The organism is Facklamia sp. P12937 (assembly GCF_050409505.1).
Classification (GTDB): domain Bacteria; phylum Bacillota; class Bacilli; order Lactobacillales; family Aerococcaceae; genus Facklamia.
In genome coordinates this window covers 56379-75332 of record NZ_JBNUPI010000004.1, presented here as the reverse complement: position 1 = coordinate 75332, position 18954 = coordinate 56379, and the positions used below count along the sequence as shown (strand labels likewise).

Annotated in this window: 19 protein-coding genes, 1 tRNA gene, 1 pseudogene and 1 other annotated feature; of the genes and pseudogenes, 7 read left to right on the top strand and 14 right to left on the bottom strand. The window is 35.8% G+C overall.

Annotation, left to right across the window (positions count from 1 at the left end):
• Nucleotides 1–71: 71 nt before the first annotated feature.
• From ACQV2R_RS02570 to ACQV2R_RS02540, 7 genes and pseudogenes are all read right to left on the bottom strand, one after another.
• Nucleotides 72–1244, bottom strand: coding sequence for a zinc-ribbon domain-containing protein (locus tag ACQV2R_RS02570; protein ID WP_428891784.1), 1173 nt, complete (start codon nt 1242–1244; stop codon nt 72–74).
• A 94-nt stretch (nt 1245–1338) separates the two neighbouring features.
• Nucleotides 1339–2604, bottom strand: a complete 1266-nt coding sequence (gene rho, locus ACQV2R_RS02565) for a transcription termination factor Rho (RefSeq protein ID WP_428873135.1) — start codon at nt 2602–2604, stop codon at nt 1339–1341.
• A gap of 14 nt (nt 2605–2618) precedes the next feature.
• Nucleotides 2619–3878: a UDP-N-acetylglucosamine 1-carboxyvinyltransferase gene (locus tag ACQV2R_RS02560; protein WP_428873134.1), complete on the bottom strand. Its 1260-nt coding sequence runs from the start codon at nt 3876–3878 to the stop codon at nt 2619–2621.
• Nucleotides 3879–3910: 32 nt separating this feature from the next.
• A complete protein-coding gene (locus ACQV2R_RS02555) occupies nt 3911–4756 on the bottom strand; it encodes a hypothetical protein (protein WP_428891783.1) in 846 nt (281 codons plus the stop codon).
• A gap of 559 nt (nt 4757–5315) precedes the next feature.
• Nucleotides 5316–5579, bottom strand: a pseudogene (gene rpoE / locus ACQV2R_RS02550) (DNA-directed RNA polymerase subunit delta); the annotation flags it as partial.
• Between the two features lie 38 nt (nt 5580–5617).
• Complete coding sequence (locus tag ACQV2R_RS02545; protein WP_428873132.1) at nt 5618–6040, bottom strand: DUF1934 domain-containing protein; 423 nt, start codon at nt 6038–6040, stop codon at nt 5618–5620.
• Between the two features lie 31 nt (nt 6041–6071).
• Nucleotides 6072–6144, bottom strand: a tRNA-Arg gene (locus ACQV2R_RS02540).
• A 116-nt stretch (nt 6145–6260) separates the two neighbouring features.
• Between ACQV2R_RS02540 and ACQV2R_RS02535 the strand changes: the two genes are divergently transcribed.
• From ACQV2R_RS02535 to ACQV2R_RS02525, 3 genes are read left to right on the top strand one after another with little or no spacing between them, the layout of a single operon-like run.
• On the top strand, nt 6261–7121 hold the full coding sequence (locus ACQV2R_RS02535) for a lipoate--protein ligase family protein (protein ID WP_428873131.1): 861 nt from the start codon (nt 6261–6263) through the stop codon (nt 7119–7121).
• Between the two features lie 23 nt (nt 7122–7144).
• Nucleotides 7145–8548, top strand: a complete 1404-nt coding sequence (locus ACQV2R_RS02530; RefSeq protein WP_428891782.1) for an HD domain-containing protein — start codon at nt 7145–7147, stop codon at nt 8546–8548.
• Nucleotides 8549–8559: 11 nt separating this feature from the next.
• Entirely contained in the window at nt 8560–8964 is a 405-nt protein-coding gene (locus ACQV2R_RS02525) for a bis(5'-nucleosyl)-tetraphosphatase (protein WP_428873129.1), read from the top strand.
• Nucleotides 8965–9034: 70 nt separating this feature from the next.
• On the opposite strand, the gene ACQV2R_RS02520 is transcribed toward ACQV2R_RS02525, so the two are convergent.
• From ACQV2R_RS02520 to ACQV2R_RS02500, 5 genes are all read right to left on the bottom strand, one after another.
• Entirely contained in the window at nt 9035–9772 is a 738-nt protein-coding gene (locus tag ACQV2R_RS02520) for a DUF3021 family protein (RefSeq protein WP_428873128.1), read from the bottom strand.
• 125 nt (nt 9773–9897) lie between these two features.
• The gene (locus ACQV2R_RS02515; protein WP_428873127.1) at nt 9898–10725 is read right to left on the bottom strand and encodes a MetQ/NlpA family ABC transporter substrate-binding protein; all 828 of its coding nucleotides are present in this window, start codon (nt 10723–10725) and stop codon (nt 9898–9900) included.
• A 15-nt stretch (nt 10726–10740) separates the two neighbouring features.
• A complete protein-coding gene (locus tag ACQV2R_RS02510; protein ID WP_428873164.1) occupies nt 10741–11457 on the bottom strand; it encodes a methionine ABC transporter permease in 717 nt (238 codons plus the stop codon).
• 20 nt (nt 11458–11477) lie between these two features.
• Nucleotides 11478–12533, bottom strand: coding sequence for a methionine ABC transporter ATP-binding protein (locus ACQV2R_RS02505; RefSeq protein ID WP_428873126.1), 1056 nt, complete (start codon nt 12531–12533; stop codon nt 11478–11480).
• A gap of 41 nt (nt 12534–12574) precedes the next feature.
• Nucleotides 12575–12833, bottom strand: a binding site (T-box leader).
• Between the two features lie 176 nt (nt 12834–13009).
• Nucleotides 13010–13777, bottom strand: coding sequence for an NADPH-dependent oxidoreductase (locus ACQV2R_RS02500; protein ID WP_428891781.1), 768 nt, complete (start codon nt 13775–13777; stop codon nt 13010–13012).
• Nucleotides 13778–13857: 80 nt separating this feature from the next.
• Here ACQV2R_RS02500 and ACQV2R_RS02495 point away from each other — a divergent pair, with 80 nt between their 5' ends.
• From ACQV2R_RS02495 to ACQV2R_RS02480, 4 genes are all read left to right on the top strand, one after another.
• On the top strand, nt 13858–14985 hold the full coding sequence (locus ACQV2R_RS02495; RefSeq protein WP_428875234.1) for an NAD(P)/FAD-dependent oxidoreductase: 1128 nt from the start codon (nt 13858–13860) through the stop codon (nt 14983–14985).
• A gap of 86 nt (nt 14986–15071) precedes the next feature.
• Nucleotides 15072–15446: a large conductance mechanosensitive channel protein MscL gene (gene mscL, locus ACQV2R_RS02490; RefSeq protein WP_428873123.1), complete on the top strand. Its 375-nt coding sequence runs from the start codon at nt 15072–15074 to the stop codon at nt 15444–15446.
• Between the two features lie 128 nt (nt 15447–15574).
• Nucleotides 15575–16678 (top strand): ABC transporter ATP-binding protein, encoded by a 1104-nt coding sequence (locus tag ACQV2R_RS02485; RefSeq protein ID WP_428881968.1) that lies wholly within the window; start codon nt 15575–15577, stop codon nt 16676–16678.
• A 45-nt stretch (nt 16679–16723) separates the two neighbouring features.
• Complete coding sequence (locus tag ACQV2R_RS02480; protein WP_428873121.1) at nt 16724–17404, top strand: PucR family transcriptional regulator; 681 nt, start codon at nt 16724–16726, stop codon at nt 17402–17404.
• 70 nt (nt 17405–17474) lie between these two features.
• Here ACQV2R_RS02480 and ACQV2R_RS02475 read toward each other — a convergent pair whose 3' ends face one another.
• The gene (locus ACQV2R_RS02475; RefSeq protein ID WP_428873120.1) at nt 17475–18029 is read right to left on the bottom strand and encodes a DNA-3-methyladenine glycosylase I; all 555 of its coding nucleotides are present in this window, start codon (nt 18027–18029) and stop codon (nt 17475–17477) included.
• 9 nt (nt 18030–18038) lie between these two features.
• Nucleotides 18039–18890, bottom strand: a complete 852-nt coding sequence (locus tag ACQV2R_RS02470) for a YdcF family protein (protein WP_428876595.1) — start codon at nt 18888–18890, stop codon at nt 18039–18041.
• Nucleotides 18891–18954: the final 64 nt, after the last annotated feature.

Sequence of the window (18954 nt, the reverse complement as noted above, 5' to 3'; positions counted from 1 at the left end):
ATTATAATCTTTTGCTAATATGGATAGTTTATTTGTTGAAAAAGAAGGCTTCAAAATGAGCCTTCTTTTTTTTATTTTAACTCCGCTTGTTGGATCTGCGCTTTGAGGTTTTGATCTTGGGAATAGTCTAAAGCGGTTTTTGTTTTATTGACTAGTTTGACTGGAATGGTTTCTGTCTGTAATTCGTGGCCATTATAATTAGCCTTTAAGCTCACTTCAAAAATTTGACCAACAAAGCCTGACAATTGAATCTGATTCTGTGAATACTCCTGACCATCAATATTAAATGAACTTACTTGAAAAGGTAGATCAGGTCTTACTCCTAATAGAGCTTTATCCACCATTAAAGTGTTAGTCACTGGTACTAAGGACAGCTTATGTCGGAGTGTTTCTAATTGACTATAATCTAAATCAAACCAAACCTCTTCGGTTTTTCCTTGATAAGTATATTGAATCATCACATTTTGTATTCGAGGCTCAATTAAAATGCCTCCTTTTGAGTTAATAGACTGAGTAGTTTGGTCTTCACTCAATATTTTTAGGTCACGATATTCATTAGAAAGAGAGAGTTGGACTGGTAAGGGATAAAGATTAATCGCATATTTAGGAAATATCAACAGAAAGCTTCCCGTTTTTTCTGTTTTCGCCAACTTACTTCCTTGCCATTCAATACCTGTTGATAAATTACCATTTAGCAATAATTGTGGAAAATCAATATCAGCTTCTTGATAATGTTCAATTGTTCGTTTGACATCTAAATCTGTCCAGGGCGCTTCAGTAATAGGTGTTTTTACTACCGCTGCTGCCTTTAAATAATCTTTCTTTTTAATAGCCTTAGTGAATTGCTCTTCAACTGCTGCTTTAGAAAAATTTAAGCGATAAATCATGACAAAACTAATTACTCCTAAAAAAATCAGGCTAAAACCAACAAGCTTTTTCCAATCAAAGCCTTCTCGCTTAGTTAGTACCCTGTGGTCTTTATGATCTAATTGTGTAGTCTCAGATTTATTATCCTCCTGGTCTGTTGACAAGTTTCTTTCATCTTGTCCATGATATAAATCCATTCTACTTTGGGACAGGATAGAATCTTTTGGACTCTTTTCATTTTCTAATAGATTTACTCTTCCATCAAAGGATGCACTATCATTTTCTTTATATAAATGATCATTGTTTAACGGCAAGCCACACTCTGAGCAATATTTAGCATCTGGCAGATTTTCATAACCACAATTCAAACATTTCATAAGTATTCTCCTTCTTACTATATTCAACCATATCTATAAGAAATATATATTTTTCTCAAAAAAGAACCCCTCACTTAGTAAGGGTATTTCTTATTTATTTACTTGAAAGTTTGGATAACTGTGCAAAAAAGTCTTGATTATTATCTGTCTGACGCATTAATTGTATTAATTGTTCGGTATATTCTAAACCGTTAGAAGTCATTAAATTGCGCAAGTCCCAGATTTGACTTAAATAGTTTTCCTCAATTAATAATTCTTCTTTACGGGTAGAAGATTTTTTAATATCAATAGCTGGGAAGATACGTCTTTGGCCTAATTCTCTGGACAAATGAAGTTCCATATTGCCCGTGCCTTTAAACTCTTCATAAATAATGTCATCCATTCTTGATCCAGTATCTACTAGAGCAGTAGCTAAAATCGTTAAAGACCCGCCATTTTCAATGTTTCTAGCTGAACCAAAGAACCGCTTAGGAAAATAAAAAGCTGCAGGATCGAATCCTCCGCTCAATGTTCTTCCACTCGGTCGCACCACCAAATTATAAGCTCGTGCTAACCGTGTGATTGAATCCAAAAGGACAACAACATCTTGTCCATCTTCCACCAAGCGACGTGCATGAGAAAGTAGTAAATCTGCCAAACGCACATGGTTTTGCGGTCTTTCATCAAAAGTTGATGAGACAACCTCTGCCTTGACTGAACGCTCAATATCAGTTACCTCCTCAGGACGCTCATCAATTAAGAGAATAAAGAGTTTACTATCAGGATAATTACTGGCAATCCCTCGTGCTATCTCTTTTATAATAGTTGTTTTACCAGCCTTAGGTGGTGCGACAATCAATCCCCTTTGACCGAACCCAATTGGTGCAATCACATCAATCAGGCGGTTTGATAAAACATTTTGTTTATATTCCAATTTTATCTGCCGGTCTGGATAAATGGGTGTTAGACTGGCAAAAGCATCTCGATTAAGCGTTTCTTCAGGATCTCTCCCATTGACGCTCGATATCTGCATCAAACCATAATAACGTTCTGAGTCCTTAGGCGGTCGAGCAGGTCCTCCTACTCGATCACCATTTCTCAAGGAAAACCGGCGGATTTGTGAATCTGAAATATAAACATCTTCCCTACTAGGAGAGAAATTAATCGGACGAATAAAAGCTAGGCCTTCATCATTAGGAATATCTAAGATACCTTCCACTTGGAAAAAACCTTGCTTTTCCTTTTGTGTTCGCATCACAGCTAAAGCTAATTCTTTTTTAGACAGTTGACTAAAATCAGGGATTTTTAATTCCCTAGCATAAGCATATAAGTCTTTTACTTCTTTATTTAATAAATTCTCTAAGGAAAATGCATCACTCACTGGGTACTTCCTTTCTATTCATCCTCAACCATTTGGATATCAGCTCCGACTTCTTGCAGTTTTTCAACAATATTTGAATAACCTCTTAAGATATTATCAACACCTGTAATCTCTGTTTGACCCTCTGCCATTAAACCAGCAATAACTAAACAGGCTCCTGCTCTTAAGTCACTGGCACGAACTGGAGCACCAGTCAATTTAGCCGGGCCCTCCACACGAATAATATCGCCATCCACCTTAATATTAGCTCCCATACGATTTAATTCAGGAATATGCTTAACTCTTTGAGGGTATATGGTATCCGTAATCGTTCCCTTTCCATTTGCTTTAATTAATACAGAAGTTAATGGCTGCTGTAGATCCGTTGCAAATCCTGGATAAGGTTGGGTTTTTAATGAAACCATTTTTAAATCATCCGAGCGATGAACGAGAATACTATCTTCTCCAATTTCCATCTTAGCACCCATCTCATTTAGTTTGGCGATAAAACTTTCAATATGCTCAAAAATTACATTATTAATTTTAATTTCATTTCCCATTGCTACTGCAACTGAAATATAGGTTCCTGCCTCAATTCGATCGGGAATAATTGTATGAGTGGTTCCTTTTAGACGGTCGACACCTTCGATTCGTATAACTGAAGTTCCAGCTCCACGAATTTTTGCCCCCATTTTATTTAATAGAGTCACTAAATCAATAATTTCTGGTTCACGTGCGGCATTCTCAATAATCGTCTTCCCCTCAGCTCTAACTGAGGCTAAAATAGTGTTGATAGTTGCTCCAACTGAAACCACGTCCATATAGATTCGGTTTCCATTAAGCCCTTCGGGAGTTGAGAGGGTAATTACCCCGTATTCATCCTCAACCACCGCACCCAAAGCTCGGAAGGCTTTTACGTGCTGATCAATGGGACGAGGTCCTAAAAAACAACCTCCGGGTAACCCTATTACGCCCTCCCCAAATTTTGATAAGGTTGCTCCCATAAAGTAATAAGAAGCTCGCAAACTCTGAATTTTACCTGTTGGCATAGGGATTGACTGCATATGAGAAGGGTCAATTTTTAATATATTATTTTCAAAAGAAGTCTTGACGTGGAACTCATCCAAAATTTCAAGTAGAGAGTGGACATCTTGAATATCTGGCACTCCTTCTAAGATAACCTCCGAATCGGCTAAAATGGCTGCTGGAATTAAGGCAACGGTAGAATTTTTTGCTCCATTAATATTAATTTCACCATTTAGTGCTTTGCCTCCACGGATGATCAGTTTTTTCATAGATAATGACTCCTTTTTATCAAGATTAGTCGTTATTTCGACATCTTCGTATAATTTTTTTCTAATTCTTTTTCAATAGCGGCTTGAATACTAGCTAAGCCTTGCCACTGCTGAGGATCTCTTAACCCTGCAGCATTTATCATATTAATAATTTGCTGATGAACTTCCTTAGCTTCAATTTTTAGACGATGTTTTAACCAAGCATCATCTACATAGATTAATTCATGGGCCACAATATTTCTCGCATATTTTTCAATATGTCGTATTTGAACAGCTAACTTTAAAATTTTCGGGTCTTTTACATAGTCTTCTACTAACTTTAATAAGTGACTAGAAGAAACATAGTGCGAATAATTAAAATGTTTCCCATAGTAGCGTTCCCAAGTTCTATTAATTTTGCCATTTTTATCAGCTTCGATTAAAGACTGGTTCCACTGTAAACCGCGATAAATAGGGATCCCTTCATCAGTTTCTTTCATTACCTCAACCAAATAACGTTCAAGGTCGGGGAATACCGTGTTTTCTAAAGTTAGCCTTAATACATCTACCAATAAAGGTGTAATTGCTCTTAAATAATCATCATATTCTTTAATTTCCAATTTAATGGCTAAGCCTTGAATATAAGAATAGACACGACGCTCTAAAAGACTAGGCTTTGTAAGATAGTCCATTTCAACTTGCCCAGATAATTCTTCGATCGTTTTCAAATCTGTATGAATATAAGCATGACCTAATTGCAAAAGTTTAGATAATTCTTGACTTTCCCAAGAAGGATTGTCTTCTAAAAATTTGAGCATTGTTTGATAATGCTGATGATAAAGTAACTGTTTCAGCAAAGCAAATTGAGTCTGATTATTGTGAATACTATTATGTGACAATGAATCCACATCCTAATTTCTTATAATATAGGCGTATTTTATCATATTGAAGCTTAAATTTCGAACGAAGCAGCAAATTGTCATCAAATCGTGATAGCATTAAAATAGATTTTTTAACTTAGCTAACTACAATTATCTTATCTGGAATAAAAAGGAGACCCATTCAAATGAACCGGTCTCTCTAACTTTTTTATTTTTAGTCTTCTTCTAATTCTTCTAAATCATCGTCCTCTTCGTCAAAATCTTCATCTTCATCGAGGTCGATTTCTTCGTCACCTAATTCAGATAAATCCGTTGCATACTCATTCAGCTCTTCATCTTCATCTGGCTCATCTTCCTCAACGTCAGCAACTAGGATTTCGATTGGTTCATCTTCTTCGTCCTCTTCGTCTTCTTCATCTTCGTCTTCATCATAAACATACCCATCATCGCTATCTTCAGGGTCATCATCATTGTAATCAATCATATCTTCTTCATTGTCAGCGAAAGCATTCACTTTTCCTGACTTCTTCTTACGGCGTTTTGAAGCTTCTTCTTCAGAAGAGGTAATGATTTCCTCATCAATTTCATCCACTGCGTACCATGATCTTAATCCCCAACGGTTGTCACCTACTGAGATAAAACGCCCATCAATATTTAAATCTGTATAAAAGCGAATCATTTTGGCTTCAATAAACTCATCTGAAACTTTTAGATAACTTTGTATATCTAAAAGCAGTTGAGTAAAATCAATAGCCTCACCATTTTCTTCTAAAATAGCATATGCCACTTCAATTAACGATAATTCTTCCTTTATTTGGCCTTCAAATTTCTTTAATTCCATTTTTATCCTCCTTAAAATTCTCACTAGGAATTGCTAATTTATGATGTAAATTTCAATTGATAGAAATAATCACCTAGTGATTGATCGTTCGTATGCATTTGATAGTGAATTTGTATCATTTGACCGTCAGCTGTCTTACTATAGTCAATTCTATCCGTTTTGATTTCTAATAATAAGATACCTTGATCACTTTCATATAGAGTGGTGGTTGCATGATTTATATTAAAAACTAAAGTCTGCTTTCCTTGATCTACCTTCACTTTGTTAATCTTTTGTTTTGAATCATCCAGTTGCCATTTTACTTCAATTTTTCTTTCTAATTGATCATGATAAATTAGTTTTTGATAGGTAGAAAGAATATAAGTATGACCTTGACAGGAGTGCTCCCATCGGTCTGAATGTTTCGTTTGTGCATAATTTATTTTTTGCTCGACATAAACATCGACTGCTTGTTTTTCCATCTTTCTCCTCTCATCCTTATGTCGTCACTGATACACCAGGACGGACTCGAACCATCATCTTTCGCTTAGGAGGCGAGTGCTCTATCCAGCTGAGCTACTGGTGCTTAATTGATTAATAAGTAGTTTTACTTTAAAGCTTTCATGTTATTATAAAACAAAATTTGCTATAATCAAAGTGTTAATAGCCTTTAAAATTTAACAATTTGAGGAGTATTCGTCAATGACTGATTCAAATCTATTATCTATTCTATCACAACATAAATGGTTAGTTTTTCAAGAACAAGAAAACCCACTGAAAGATCAAAGAGATGTAGCCTTAGCTTATCAAGATAGTTTTCTTAGATATCTCCTACAAAAAAATGACCTTCAAAAAAAAGATAAAGCTTATGGTATTTTTCATTTTTATCCTATTTTTAAACCGAGTGTCTTCTTAGGAGCTAAAGATAAACTTTTAAAAAACTTACCCAAGGGTGTTAGCTATTTAAAAGAAGCAGGCTATCAAGTATCTGTAAGACCACATGGTGGATTGGGAGTGGTTGAAGATGCAGGCATCCTAAATTTTGCAATTGTAACAGACAATCGTTCAATCAACTTATCAATTGATCAAGCTTTTAGCTTTTCCATTGCAGTAATTCAAGCGACTTTAAATCATTACGGTTTAACAGTAGAGGCTTATGAAATTGCTGATTCTTACTGTCCAGGTAAATATGATGTGGTCATTAACCAAAAAAAGGTAGGTGGAATTGCACAGCGTCGCTATAAAGATGCTGTTACTACTGCTGCTTATATTGGTGTCAATGGTAACCAATTTGCTCGTGGCCAACTAATGAAGCAATTTTACTCACTTAGTCAATCCGATCAACGCTTTCCTACTATTGAACCTCGTTCTATGTCAACGCTATCTGAAATTCTTGGCCAAGATCTTTCCTTATCTGATTATCAAAAACATTTTATAAACTACCTCTCTCAAAAAACAGCGATTGATCAAGGAAATTATAAAGACCCTGAATTAATTTCTATCTATCAACCGCTATTTGAAAAAGCCTATCAACGTAGTCAAAAAATTCAACCACTAACATAGAAAAGTCTAAAGGAGTGAAATAGGTGTCTGAATTCCAAAATATTATTGCCAATCAAAAACTTGAACGTGAAAAAGTTTTCCGTGATCCTGTTCATGATTATATTCATATTCGTGACCGTATCATCATTGATTTAATTGACACCAGAGAGTTTCAACGCTTGCGCCGCATCAAACAATTAGGAACTTCTTCTTATACTTTTCACGGTGCAGAACACTCTCGTTTTAACCATTCGCTAGGTGTTTACGAAATTACCCGTCGCATTATCAGCCAATTTGACCGTAATTATCGCTCTAAAACGGATGGCGATGGGTTATGGAATAATGATGAACGAATGGTTGCTATTTGCGCAGCCCTTTTACATGATATTGGACATGGTCCTTTCTCACATACTTTTGAAGCTATTTTTAATACTGACCATGAGGCCTTAACTCAATTAATTATCACTTCTAAGCAAACGGAAGTTAACCAAGTTTTAAGAAGATTAGGTGATGACTTCCCTGAAAAGGTAGCGTCCGTCATCAATAAAACCTATCCTAATCAACAAGTTGTTCAATTAATCTCCAGTCAAATTGATGCCGACCGTATGGATTATTTAAGAAGAGATGCCTTTTATGCAGGGGTATCCTATGGTGAATTTGACTTAACTCGCATTTCGCGTGTCATCCGACCGTTTGATAAAAGAATCGTTTTTGATTTTTCTGGTATGCATGCGGTAGAAGATTATATTATGAGTCGCTATCAAATGTATATGCAAGTTTATTTCCACCCAGTTTCTAGAGGAATGGAACAAGTCCTCAAGGGACTTTTAGCTCGTGCTAAAGATTGTTATCTTGAACGTGACAACTGTCAAAAAATTGAGGCTCCTATCCACTTACTCGAACCTTTTTTAAAAAACAATTGGACCCTTGATGATTATCTCAAGTTAGATGATCATATAATGAACGCTTATTTTATCCAATGGGCAGATGAAAAAGATCCCATTCTTGCTGATTTGGCCTACCGTTTTATTAATCGTAAGCCTTTTAAATCAGTCATTACAAATGACAATGAAAGAGAAGAGCTACGTACTGCCATCTTCAATGAATTAAGTAAAGTCGGATTTGACCCTAACTATTATATTAATGAAGATTCCAGCTTTGACCTTCCTTACGATTATTATCGACCTTATCACTCAAGTCAAAAAGTACAAATTGACTTAGTCACTAAAACCAATCAAGTTGTCGAACTTTCTCAAGTTTCAAGTTTAGTTCATTCCTTAACAGGTCAAGTCAGAGGAGACCATCGTATTTTCTTTCCTAGAGAGTTTATTGCTGATTTATACAATTTGCCTCAAGAAAGTCTCACTGATAATCAAAAGAAAATTTTAGATGCTTATACCAATGAACGCCACGATGTTACCCACAATATTCAAGAACGCTTATTCTAGAAAGGAAATCTATGAAAAAAGAAAAATCATGTGGAGCAGTTATCTACTATAAAGATAATCAAGACTTTCTTTTTCTCCTCATCCAACATGAAAATGGTGGCCACTGGGCATTTCCTAAAGGACATATTGAAAAAGGTGAAACGGAAGAAGAAACAGCCCTTCGAGAAATTAAAGAGGAAACAGGTCTCGAAGTTGAATTGAATAATCAATTCAGAGAGACTACTCTCTTTTCTCCTAAAAAAGATGTTATGAAAGAAGTCGTCTATTTTATAGCAAAGACAAACTCAAATAAAGTCACTCGTCAATTAGAAGAAGTGAGTCAATTCATATGGCTTCCTTACCAAGAAGCTCTAGATAAAATTACTTATTCGAATGATAAAGACTTATTAGTCAAAGCTCAGAACTTTCTTCATTAAGAAAACCCATTAACCTATGAAGCTGTGAGATAAACACTGCTCATAGTTAATGGGTTAATCTTTTTTCATTTTAAATCTTTTCTTGGTCTTCTGACTTATTGAGAGTTTCATAGCTTTCGTCTGACTTTACCTCTTCTTCCAGAACGAGATCCCCTTCTAGATCTGTGTTAACAGCAACAACTTCTTCTGCTTCATCAGAAGGCTCAACTACTTCATAAGTTTCAACTTCCTCAAATTGGTTGGGCTCTGTTACCTCAAAATCCATTGGCTCGGCAACTTCAACTTCCTTTGTTTGTCTTGGGTCAATGTCTTTTGCTTCCTCTTTTACAAAGTCGGCTTTATGAGTGTCTTTTTCTTTTGATACCGACTCTTGATGAAGGACTTCACCTGTCCTAGGATCAAAATCCGACCTCGGAGCCACTTTATCAGTGACCTCAGGCTCAATAGTAGCTTGCGGTTTTTGACGCTTGTTCATTAGATAGTGATAGCCAAAATAAACAAACAAACATAAAACAGATAAGATAAGTATTCCTGCAAGAACCTTATCCCAATCGACTTGCATCCAACCATTGAATAAAGCAACAGCAATTATCACTAAGGCTGAAGCCCCAATATGACTCGCTAACTTTTGACCAAAAGTTAGTGATTTTGTGTAATAGATTAGGAACAATAGACCTAAAATAATTCCTAAAATTACAATGGATAAGAAAGTATAAATTTGAGGTCCTCCCAAACTGGTTAATAATCCATAAGTTAGTAAAGTAACTAATAAACCATATTGCACAAATGATCCGGCACGCTTGAACATTGAAATTCCTCCTCTATGTCTGTACTGATGGTTCAATTATACCATATTTGAGACAATAAGCCGTCTAAACGAATTGTATTTTTATACAGTCGAAAAACAATGCTCAACATGTCGTATCACTATTATTACCAAGCAGGTTGATCCGAACCCTTTGAAACTTCTTCTATTTTTTTAGCTGTTTGTTCACTTTGATAAAGTTCTACAATTTTTAAAAATAGTGGGTTTTTACTATCTTCCTTACGACTAGCAATAATATTTTTATATGAATCTGGTAGCTTTTCAATATCCGCCGCATCGTTAAAAATAACGAGATCTTCTTCTAGTTCTGCATCATTGGCAAAATTATTATTAATAACCGCAGCCGCTACATCGGGTAAAGCCGACACTAATTGTGCAGCATCTAATTCTTCAAACTTTAAATTCAATTCATTTTTGGTGATATCACTTACTTCAGCTAACACACCCGCTTCATCATCCACTTCAATCACACCTGCTTGTTCAAGTGCTAGTAAAGCACGCCCCCCATTTGTCGCATCATTTGGAATAGCAATCTTATCTCCTTCTTTTAATTGATCGAGAGAATCAATTTTTTCAGAGTAAACTTTCAAAGGTGCAACATATGTATAACCTATCGATACTAAATCTCCGTCATTAGCTTGGTTCCAATCATTTAAAAACTCAACATGCTGGAAGGCGTTTAAATCAATCGACCCATCAGACAAAGATATATTTGGCTGAACATAGTCATTGAATAGAACCAGTTTGATTTTTATTCCTTCCTCCTCTTCTGCAATATCAGCAACACTTTGCCAAACATCTTCTTCATATTCTGAAGCGACACCCACTGAAACACTCTGACCTGAAAAATCTTCTTTATCTTCAGCGAAGACATTATTGAGAGTAACCCCCCCTAATAAAGAACCCACTAATAATACTTTTAAAAATTTTTTCATCATAATTCTCCTTTTCTAATACTTTCTTTTATGTTTTTCTGCCTTTCGAATCAACCAATTAAATAGCAATTGACTGATCAAAACAATTAATAAAATCAATAAGGTTGCTACTATGACAACGTCAAAACGACTTCTTTGATAGCCTCTAGCGATCGCAACGGTTCCTAAGCCACCTCCAGCTACTACACCCGCCATAGCTGTCAAGCCAATAACATTAATAACAGTCGAAGCAGATACTCTTAATAAAGATCCTAAGCCCTCTCGAATATAGACACGCCATATGATGTCCCACGGTGAAGACCCCATGGCCTGAGCCGCTTCAACAATCCCTTCATCTACCTCTAACAAAGCAATCTCCACCTGCCTAGCAAAGAAGGGAATCGTTCCTACAATGATAGGAATGGCAGCCGCCGTCGGGCCAATGGAAGTATTTACAAGCATACGTGTAAAAGGGACTAATAAAGCCAAAAGAATAATAAAAGGAATGGATCTAAAAATATTAATAAAACTGTCTAAGACTTGATAAATCCATTGGTTTTTTAAAATACCTTTTGGTCCTGTTACAACAATAACTACGCCAAGCATTAAACCTAATAAACCTGCAAAAAGGATGGTCAGTATCAGCATATATAAGGTTTCGATAGTTGCAACAATAAATTCGTCGAGAATGGGCCAAGCATTGGGTAACCATTTTTCTAAAAAAGATGATAAATTGGGGAATTGGTCATTAATAAAGGAATATACATTTACTTCTAATTCATCCACTTAACACCCTCCCTATCGGTTAAAATCTCGACATTTACTTTATGTTTTTCCAGAAAGACTAAAGCTCGTTCCCAATCTTGCGACTTTGATTCAACCGTGACAACAAGATTACCTACAAATGATCCTCTTAAAGCTTCAATATTACCATATAAAATATTACAATGTACCTGATAGTCTCTGGCTAACTGTGCAATAAAGGGCTCCGTCACCTCTTGACCGACAAAGGATAAGCGAGCGATGAAATAATCTTCTGAAGAGTTAGCTCCTCGCATTTCTTTAAGCACTAATTCATAGTCCCAATCAAAGTGGGTAGCCATATTTATAAACTCTTGCGTCAATGGGTTTTGAGGTTGGGTAAACATTTCGACAATGCCATTCTCTTCAATCACTTGCCCTTCAGCCATTACAGCCACTCGATGACAGAGGTTTTTAACAACATTCATATCGTGAGTAATCATTATAATCGATAAGCCCAATTCTTGATTTAACTGCCTTAGCAAATCAAGAATAGAATGTGTGGTTTTAGGATCCAAAGCAGAGGTTGCCTCGTCACACAATAAAATTGAAGGGTCTGTAGCTAAGGCTCTAGCAATCGCTACTCTTTGCTTCTGCCCACCTGATAACTGTTCAGGATAGGCTTGAGCTTTATCTAATATGCCAACCATTTCTAACAAAGCAGACACTTTCGCTTCTTTTTCAGCAGTAGATAATTTTAAATCTTTAAGTGGGAAAGCAACATTCTCTGCCACCGTTCTTGAATTCATCAAATTAAAGTGCTGAAAGATCATCCCTATCTTCTTGCGAGATTTTCTCAATTCAGACGCTGACAGTTGCATCAAATCAACTCCATTTATTATCACTTGCCCGCTAGAAGGTCTTTGTAAAAGATTGATTGTTCGAACTAAAGTGGATTTGCCGGCACCAGAATAACCCACAATGCCAAAGATTTCCCCCGCTTGTATCTGTAAGCTTACACCTGAAACCGCTTGGATTTTTTTATTTTCTTTTTCAAAAGTGACAGATACATTTTTTAATTCAATCAAGTATTCACTCCTTTCAATAAAACACAAAAAACTCTCCTCCAATAAAGGACGAGAGTTAATACTTCGTGGTACCACCTTAATTTGTAACCTCATCACTAAGGTTACCTCTGCCAGTACGCAAGTGAGTATCACTTGTTATACTGAGGCTTACTAACGGTTGCAGCCGTTTATCCTTATTGCTATGCATTCAGGATAACCACTCCATGGCCATTTTCAATCGCTTCCTACTGCTTGATTTCACCCTACTCAAGCTCTCTTTAAAATAGTCTGACGATCTACTTTCCACATCTACGTGTTTCATTCGATTTGTTAGAAGTATTCTAATCAAAAAAAACAATCCTGTCAACCATTAATCTACAAAAAATTTTTATTGAAGGATAACTACCTTAGCAATAAGCATATAGCTAGTTATATTTAAGGAATCGCTAGATTAAATCCCTCACTCTTTTCTCATCAAAAATATTATTTTCTAATTTTTAATAATCCATTCCATCTTCTAGCATTACATTAAAGCCTTGTTTACTAACAACTTGCATTAACTGGGCTCTTTTCTTTTTGCCAATAGCAATTTTATTTTTAACTTGATTAGTAAAGCTATCCACTCTTTGGTTGCTATTTCTAGTGTCATAGTATTGTGTCATTTCCTTGTCATAGTCTGCCAACATTTGAAGATAATCTGGATTTGCGCGATAATAATTTTCAGATAATTTAAATTCGATTGGCATTCGTGGTTTCAATGGGGGTTGATCGTCCGGATAGCCATACCCAACCCCTACTAAAGGAAAAGTCAAGTCAGGTAGTTTTAATAGTTCAATGACTCTAGCTGAATCGTTTAAAATCGATCCAAAATAAACCGTTCCTAATCCTAAAGATTCAGCAGCGATCACTAAGCTTTGAGCTTGAATATAAACATCAGCCACTCCCTGAAAGAAATAATCCATTGAGCGATATTTTTCTCCTTGATAGCCTTTAGCCTTAGCTATTTCAGCATTGCGATGCCAATCCACAAGAAAAATCAATAGTTCAGGCACCTCGGCAAGATAGGCTTGTTTTGCAACCTTGGCTAATTCTTCGCGTAAAATACGATCAGTAATACGGACAACTGAAACGGCCTGCAACCCATTTGAAGTCGGACTGGCATTCATAGTTTCCATTAGTTGCTGACGAGTTTCCACTGCAACTGGGCGATCTTTATAAAAGCGAATACTACGGTGATTTTGAATCTGTCTGAGTGTTTCTTCCATAAAAAGGTCTCCTTTTAATTTGATGTCTCTAATTTAGCATTTACTGATTTTAATTTCTATTAATGAAAGGTAGGATATTTTTGAAAAAACATTTTCCTTTTATCATTGTTGGCGGTGGTATTGTTGGATCGACAGCTGCCTATTATCTGACTCGTTCTGGCTATCCAGTAATTCTTCTCGATAAAGAAGTTGGTCAAGCCAGCCAGGCGGCGGCTGGAATTATTTGTCCTTGGTTTTCCAAAAGAAGAAATAAAAAATGGTATCACCTTGTCGTTCATGGTGCAGAATTCTACCGTCAATTTATTCAAGATTTAACTGAAGACGGATTTGATGCTTCCAGTCTTTTTAAGGAAACTGGGACTTTGATTCTACGTAAAAATGAAAAAGACTTACACAGAGATCTTGAAAACGCAGATTCAAAAAGAGAGCAATCTCCTTCTATCGGAAAAGTTTCAACACTAACACAAGAAGCAATTCATGATTTGTTTCCTCTTATTGATAGCCCTTGGCCTGGCTCTTTAATTAAAGGGGGTGGCCGAGTAGATGGACAGGCATTGGTTGCTTTATTACATAAAGCGATTCTAACAAAAGGGGGGAAAATAGTTAAAAAAGAAGTTCAGTTGCTTAAAGAAGGAAAGAGCTTTTTGATTCAGTCTGATCAAGACTCATTTACTGCAGATCAGGTCCTTTTGGCAGCAGGACCCGCTGTCAAAGAACTTCTAAGCTCCTTGCGGTTTGATTGTAACTTACGCCCTCAAAAAGGCCAGCTATTTTCTATCTACCACCCACAATGGGTCGATAACAACTGGCCTGTTATTATGTCACCGGGTGGCATTGATATCCTTCCCTTTGATAATGGTGAGATAGTAATTGGCGCAAGTCATGAAGATGACCAAGCAAAAGACTTAACCATTAATCCCATGGTTATCAAAGAGCTAAAAACAAAGGCTGAGCAAATTTTTCCGGATGTTTTTAACTATCCTCTTTATCGAGTAAAAGTAGGTACTCGAGCCTTCACTGACAATGGCGATATCTTAATCGGATCCATCCCTGATTTATCCAATCTATGGACAATTTCTGGCTTAGGGTCTTCCGGCTTAACAAGTGGACCCTATCTAGCTTATCAATGGGTCCATAAAATCATCAATAATTATTGGGATCTTCCCGAAGAAATTATTTCCAGTCACCAACTTGTTCATAAAATATAGCAAATGAAAAATTTCGACATTGATTTATTTCGAATTCATGGTACTCTATAAGTATTAAATGAATTGTTACGGAGGAATTAATTTTTATGTGGAAAGAATTTAAAGGTTTTATTGCAAATAAAAATGTTGTTACTATGGCAACTGGGATTATTTTAGGGTCAGCTTTTACAGCAATTGTTACTTCTTTAGTCGATAATATTTTTATGCCACTCATTATAGCCATTACAGGTCAAGCAGATGTTTCAGGTCTTGTTCTGACAGTTGGTAAGACTGAAATTGTTTATGGAGCATTTATCCAAGCAATTATTAATTTTCTTTTAATTGGTAGCTTCTTATTTATCACACTTAAAGCTTTAGAAAAAGCACAAAACAAAAAAATTATTTCTCCAGAAGAAGAGCCAGCAAGCCCTTCAGAAGTCGAACTATTACAAGATATACTCTCAGAATTAAAAAGTAAATAATTAATTAATTTTAATACCCAGACAAGCCCAGCTTTTCTGGGATTTCCCTTTTCTTGTGCACATTGCCTATCGTATAATCCACAAATTTCAGTTAAGCTAGAATTATTATGTAAGAAAGAAGGATTAAAATGGTTGAAATAAACTTAAAGTCGATTAATAAAAGATATGAAGGCGCAAAAACCAATTCAGTAACTGATTTTAATTTAGATGTAGCTGATCAAGAGTTCATCGTCTTTGTTGGACCTTCCGGCTGTGGAAAATCAACCACCTTAAGAATGATTGCTGGTTTAGAAGAAATAACAGCAGGCGAACTGATTATAGATGGTAAATTGATGAACGACGTAGCACCTAAGGATCGAAACATCGCTATGGTCTTTCAAAATTATGCCCTTTACCCGCACATGACTGTCTACGACAACATGGCTTTTGGTTTAAAGCTGCGTAAGTATGATAAAAGTGAAATTACCCGACGTGTCAATCATGCCGCTGACTTACTCGGCTTAACTGAATTTTTAAACCGCAAACCAGCCGCTCTGTCCGGTGGTCAAAGACAAAGAGTCGCTTTAGGTCGAGCGATTGTTCGTGATGCCAAAGTCTTTTTAATGGATGAGCCTTTATCAAATCTTGACGCTAAATTGCGCGTACAAATGCGGGCAGAAATTGCCAAACTGCATCAGCAATTAAAAACAACTACTATCTATGTAACCCATGACCAAACTGAAGCTATGACAATGGCCAGTCGAATCGTTATTATGAAAGACGGCTATATTCAACAAATAGGTAGCCCTCAGGAAGTTTATAATAAACCCAATAATGTTTTTGTGGCAAGCTTTATCGGCTCACCAGCTATGAACTTCTTTACTGTTACTATTGAAAGTAATACCTTAACCAATAATCAAGGTATTAACTTGCCATTAAGCCCTCATCACAAAAAGTTGTTATCAGATAAGGGGTATTTAGGAAAAGAAATTATTCTTGGCATTCGTCCGGAAGATATTCACGCGGAAACAAGCATTGTTGCGAAATCTAAAGACTCGCTTGTTAATGCTAAGATTTCTGTCGCAGAGTTGCTGGGGTCCGAATCCATGCTGTATCTAACGATTGGATCAGATGAGTTCATTGCTAGAGTAAACGCACAAGAAGTATATACTCCAGGAGAATCCATTGAATTAGCCTTCGATATGGAAAAAATTCATTTCTTCGATAAAGAAAGCGAAAAAGTTATTCGCTAAATTAAGTATAATCTTTAAACCGTTTATTTACGAGGAGGTCTTACAATGAAAGCAAATGGAGTCATTCAAATTCCTCACTCTCTTCTTGATTTAGAGGGCTCTCATAAAGAAGGTTATTGTCTGTTTCATATCTTTTTTGAGCATTTGCAAACAGACTTTGATCAATCCTTGTGGTTATCTACTCTCAGATCAAGCAGTCAAAACATTATTGATTATATAAAACGAAATTCACATCACTTTGTTTATGTCATCCACAATTCTTTTTGGGCTAACCAAGGATCCCAAATGATGGAAGGAATTCTAAAAATGCTTAATGATGACTTTGGACAATCAGCGCTTGTCATCATAGGGTCTCCTTATACTGGTATAGAAAGTGTTGAAGATCAAATTTCTTTTGACGTGGCTCAGATAGAAAGTCATCAGAGGGTACTTAAGAAAAACACCATTAATCGCATGAGCCATTTGCTTTTACAACAAGTTGGTAGGAACTTACAAGAAAGTCATCTCGCCCAATTTGCTAACTATGGTCAAACGATTTCAGATGATCAAGATCGTGCGTTGATACGCCAACTCTTTCTAAATGGGGGGAATATTAGTAAAACCGCCCAGGATTTGTACTTACATCGCAACACGCTTAATTATCGAATTGACCGTTTAAATAAGTCAAGCGGCTTGAATTTACGCTTAATATCAGACTTGACTCTCTTATATTTACTGATTTGCTAATTTGAATAACCGATTATTTTAAACACATTACACATGAAAAGCCCAGTTACTGGAAGTAATTGGGCTTTTACTATTTTAAACGAAAGGTACAATCGGCATCATGATCATTAATAACACCAATAGCTTGTAAGTAGGAATATATAGTTACTGAACCTACAAATTTAAGACCATAATTTTTTAGGGAACGAGCGACTTCATCACTTAACTTTGAAGCTGTCTTGGGTTCTTTCTGACTTTTTGGTCTTAATACTAGCTGTCTGTTGGTGAAATGCCAGATATAATTATCAAAACTACCAAAATCTTGCTGAATTTTGATAAAAGCTTGAGCGTTGGTTATTGTAGCTTCTATCTTACCGCGATGACGAATAATCTTTTCGTTTTTTAATAAAGCCTCAACTTTATCTTCTTGATAATTGGCTATCTTTCGGTAGTCAAACTGATCAAAAGCTTGTTCAAAAGCTTGTTCTTTAGATAAAATTAGTTGCCACGACAAGCCGATATGAAACGTTTCTAACACCAACCATTTAAACAAAAGTAAATCATCATGTTCTGGTTTTCCCCATATTTTATCATGATACTGAATATAATAATCAGGCTTATTCGCTACCCATTGGCATCTTTGCATTTTTACCTCCTACTGGAAAATCATAAGCACTTGACGAATACCATAAATTAATAATCCAATCATAAAAAAATAATTTAATTCTTTAGTTAATACAAAAAAAGCAAGGTATTCTCTTAAAATAGCAAAAAAACCATGACCAAATTGGGTTCTTACCCCGACGACTCTTAAATCAAAACCGAAGCGCCAAGCATAAAGATAAGTCCTTAAAAGGTGAAAGTAACTTGTTACAATGAGCGTCTTCCCACGTTCAGGAAAACAATCATTTAAAAGCTCTTGAATATTAATGAGATTTTCTCTAGTCGTTCGAGCCTGATCTTCAATAGTAATGAAGTGATGGTCAATACCATTAGCAATTAAAAATTTCGCCATTTTTTCAGCTTCTGAAGCAATATTTTCGTGACTATTTCCCCCACTGACAATTAAATGCAGCTTTTGACCTTTTGCTCTACTTTGTTTAAAAATTTTTAATGCCTTTTTTAATCGATAAATTAAAGTCTTGTCCATCTCACCGTTCGCTGTTAATTGGGCGCCAAGAACTAATAAAATATCATTAGATCGCATTTTAAACTTAAATAGTAACAAGAGAAGGTTGAGAACAATAAAAAGAAAAAAATTAATAATTAAGTACATAGCCACTAAGGTATAAATAGCTAAGAACCGAGTCATATAATAGTTTCTTTGTATAACAACCCATGCTGTAAAAATAACAATCCCAACAAAAGTAAAAGAGATCGTCAAATTAAAAAAAATACGCATGCCTGATAGCGAACGGTCATCTTCTATTCGACTTAACATTAAATAGGCTAACAACAAAAGAAAAAAGGGAATAATGATAGCAATTCCTGAACTTGAAAAATACAATAAATAGCGCATAAGTGATAATAGATACCATCTTGATTCATTAAGTATCGCAAAAAAAACTATC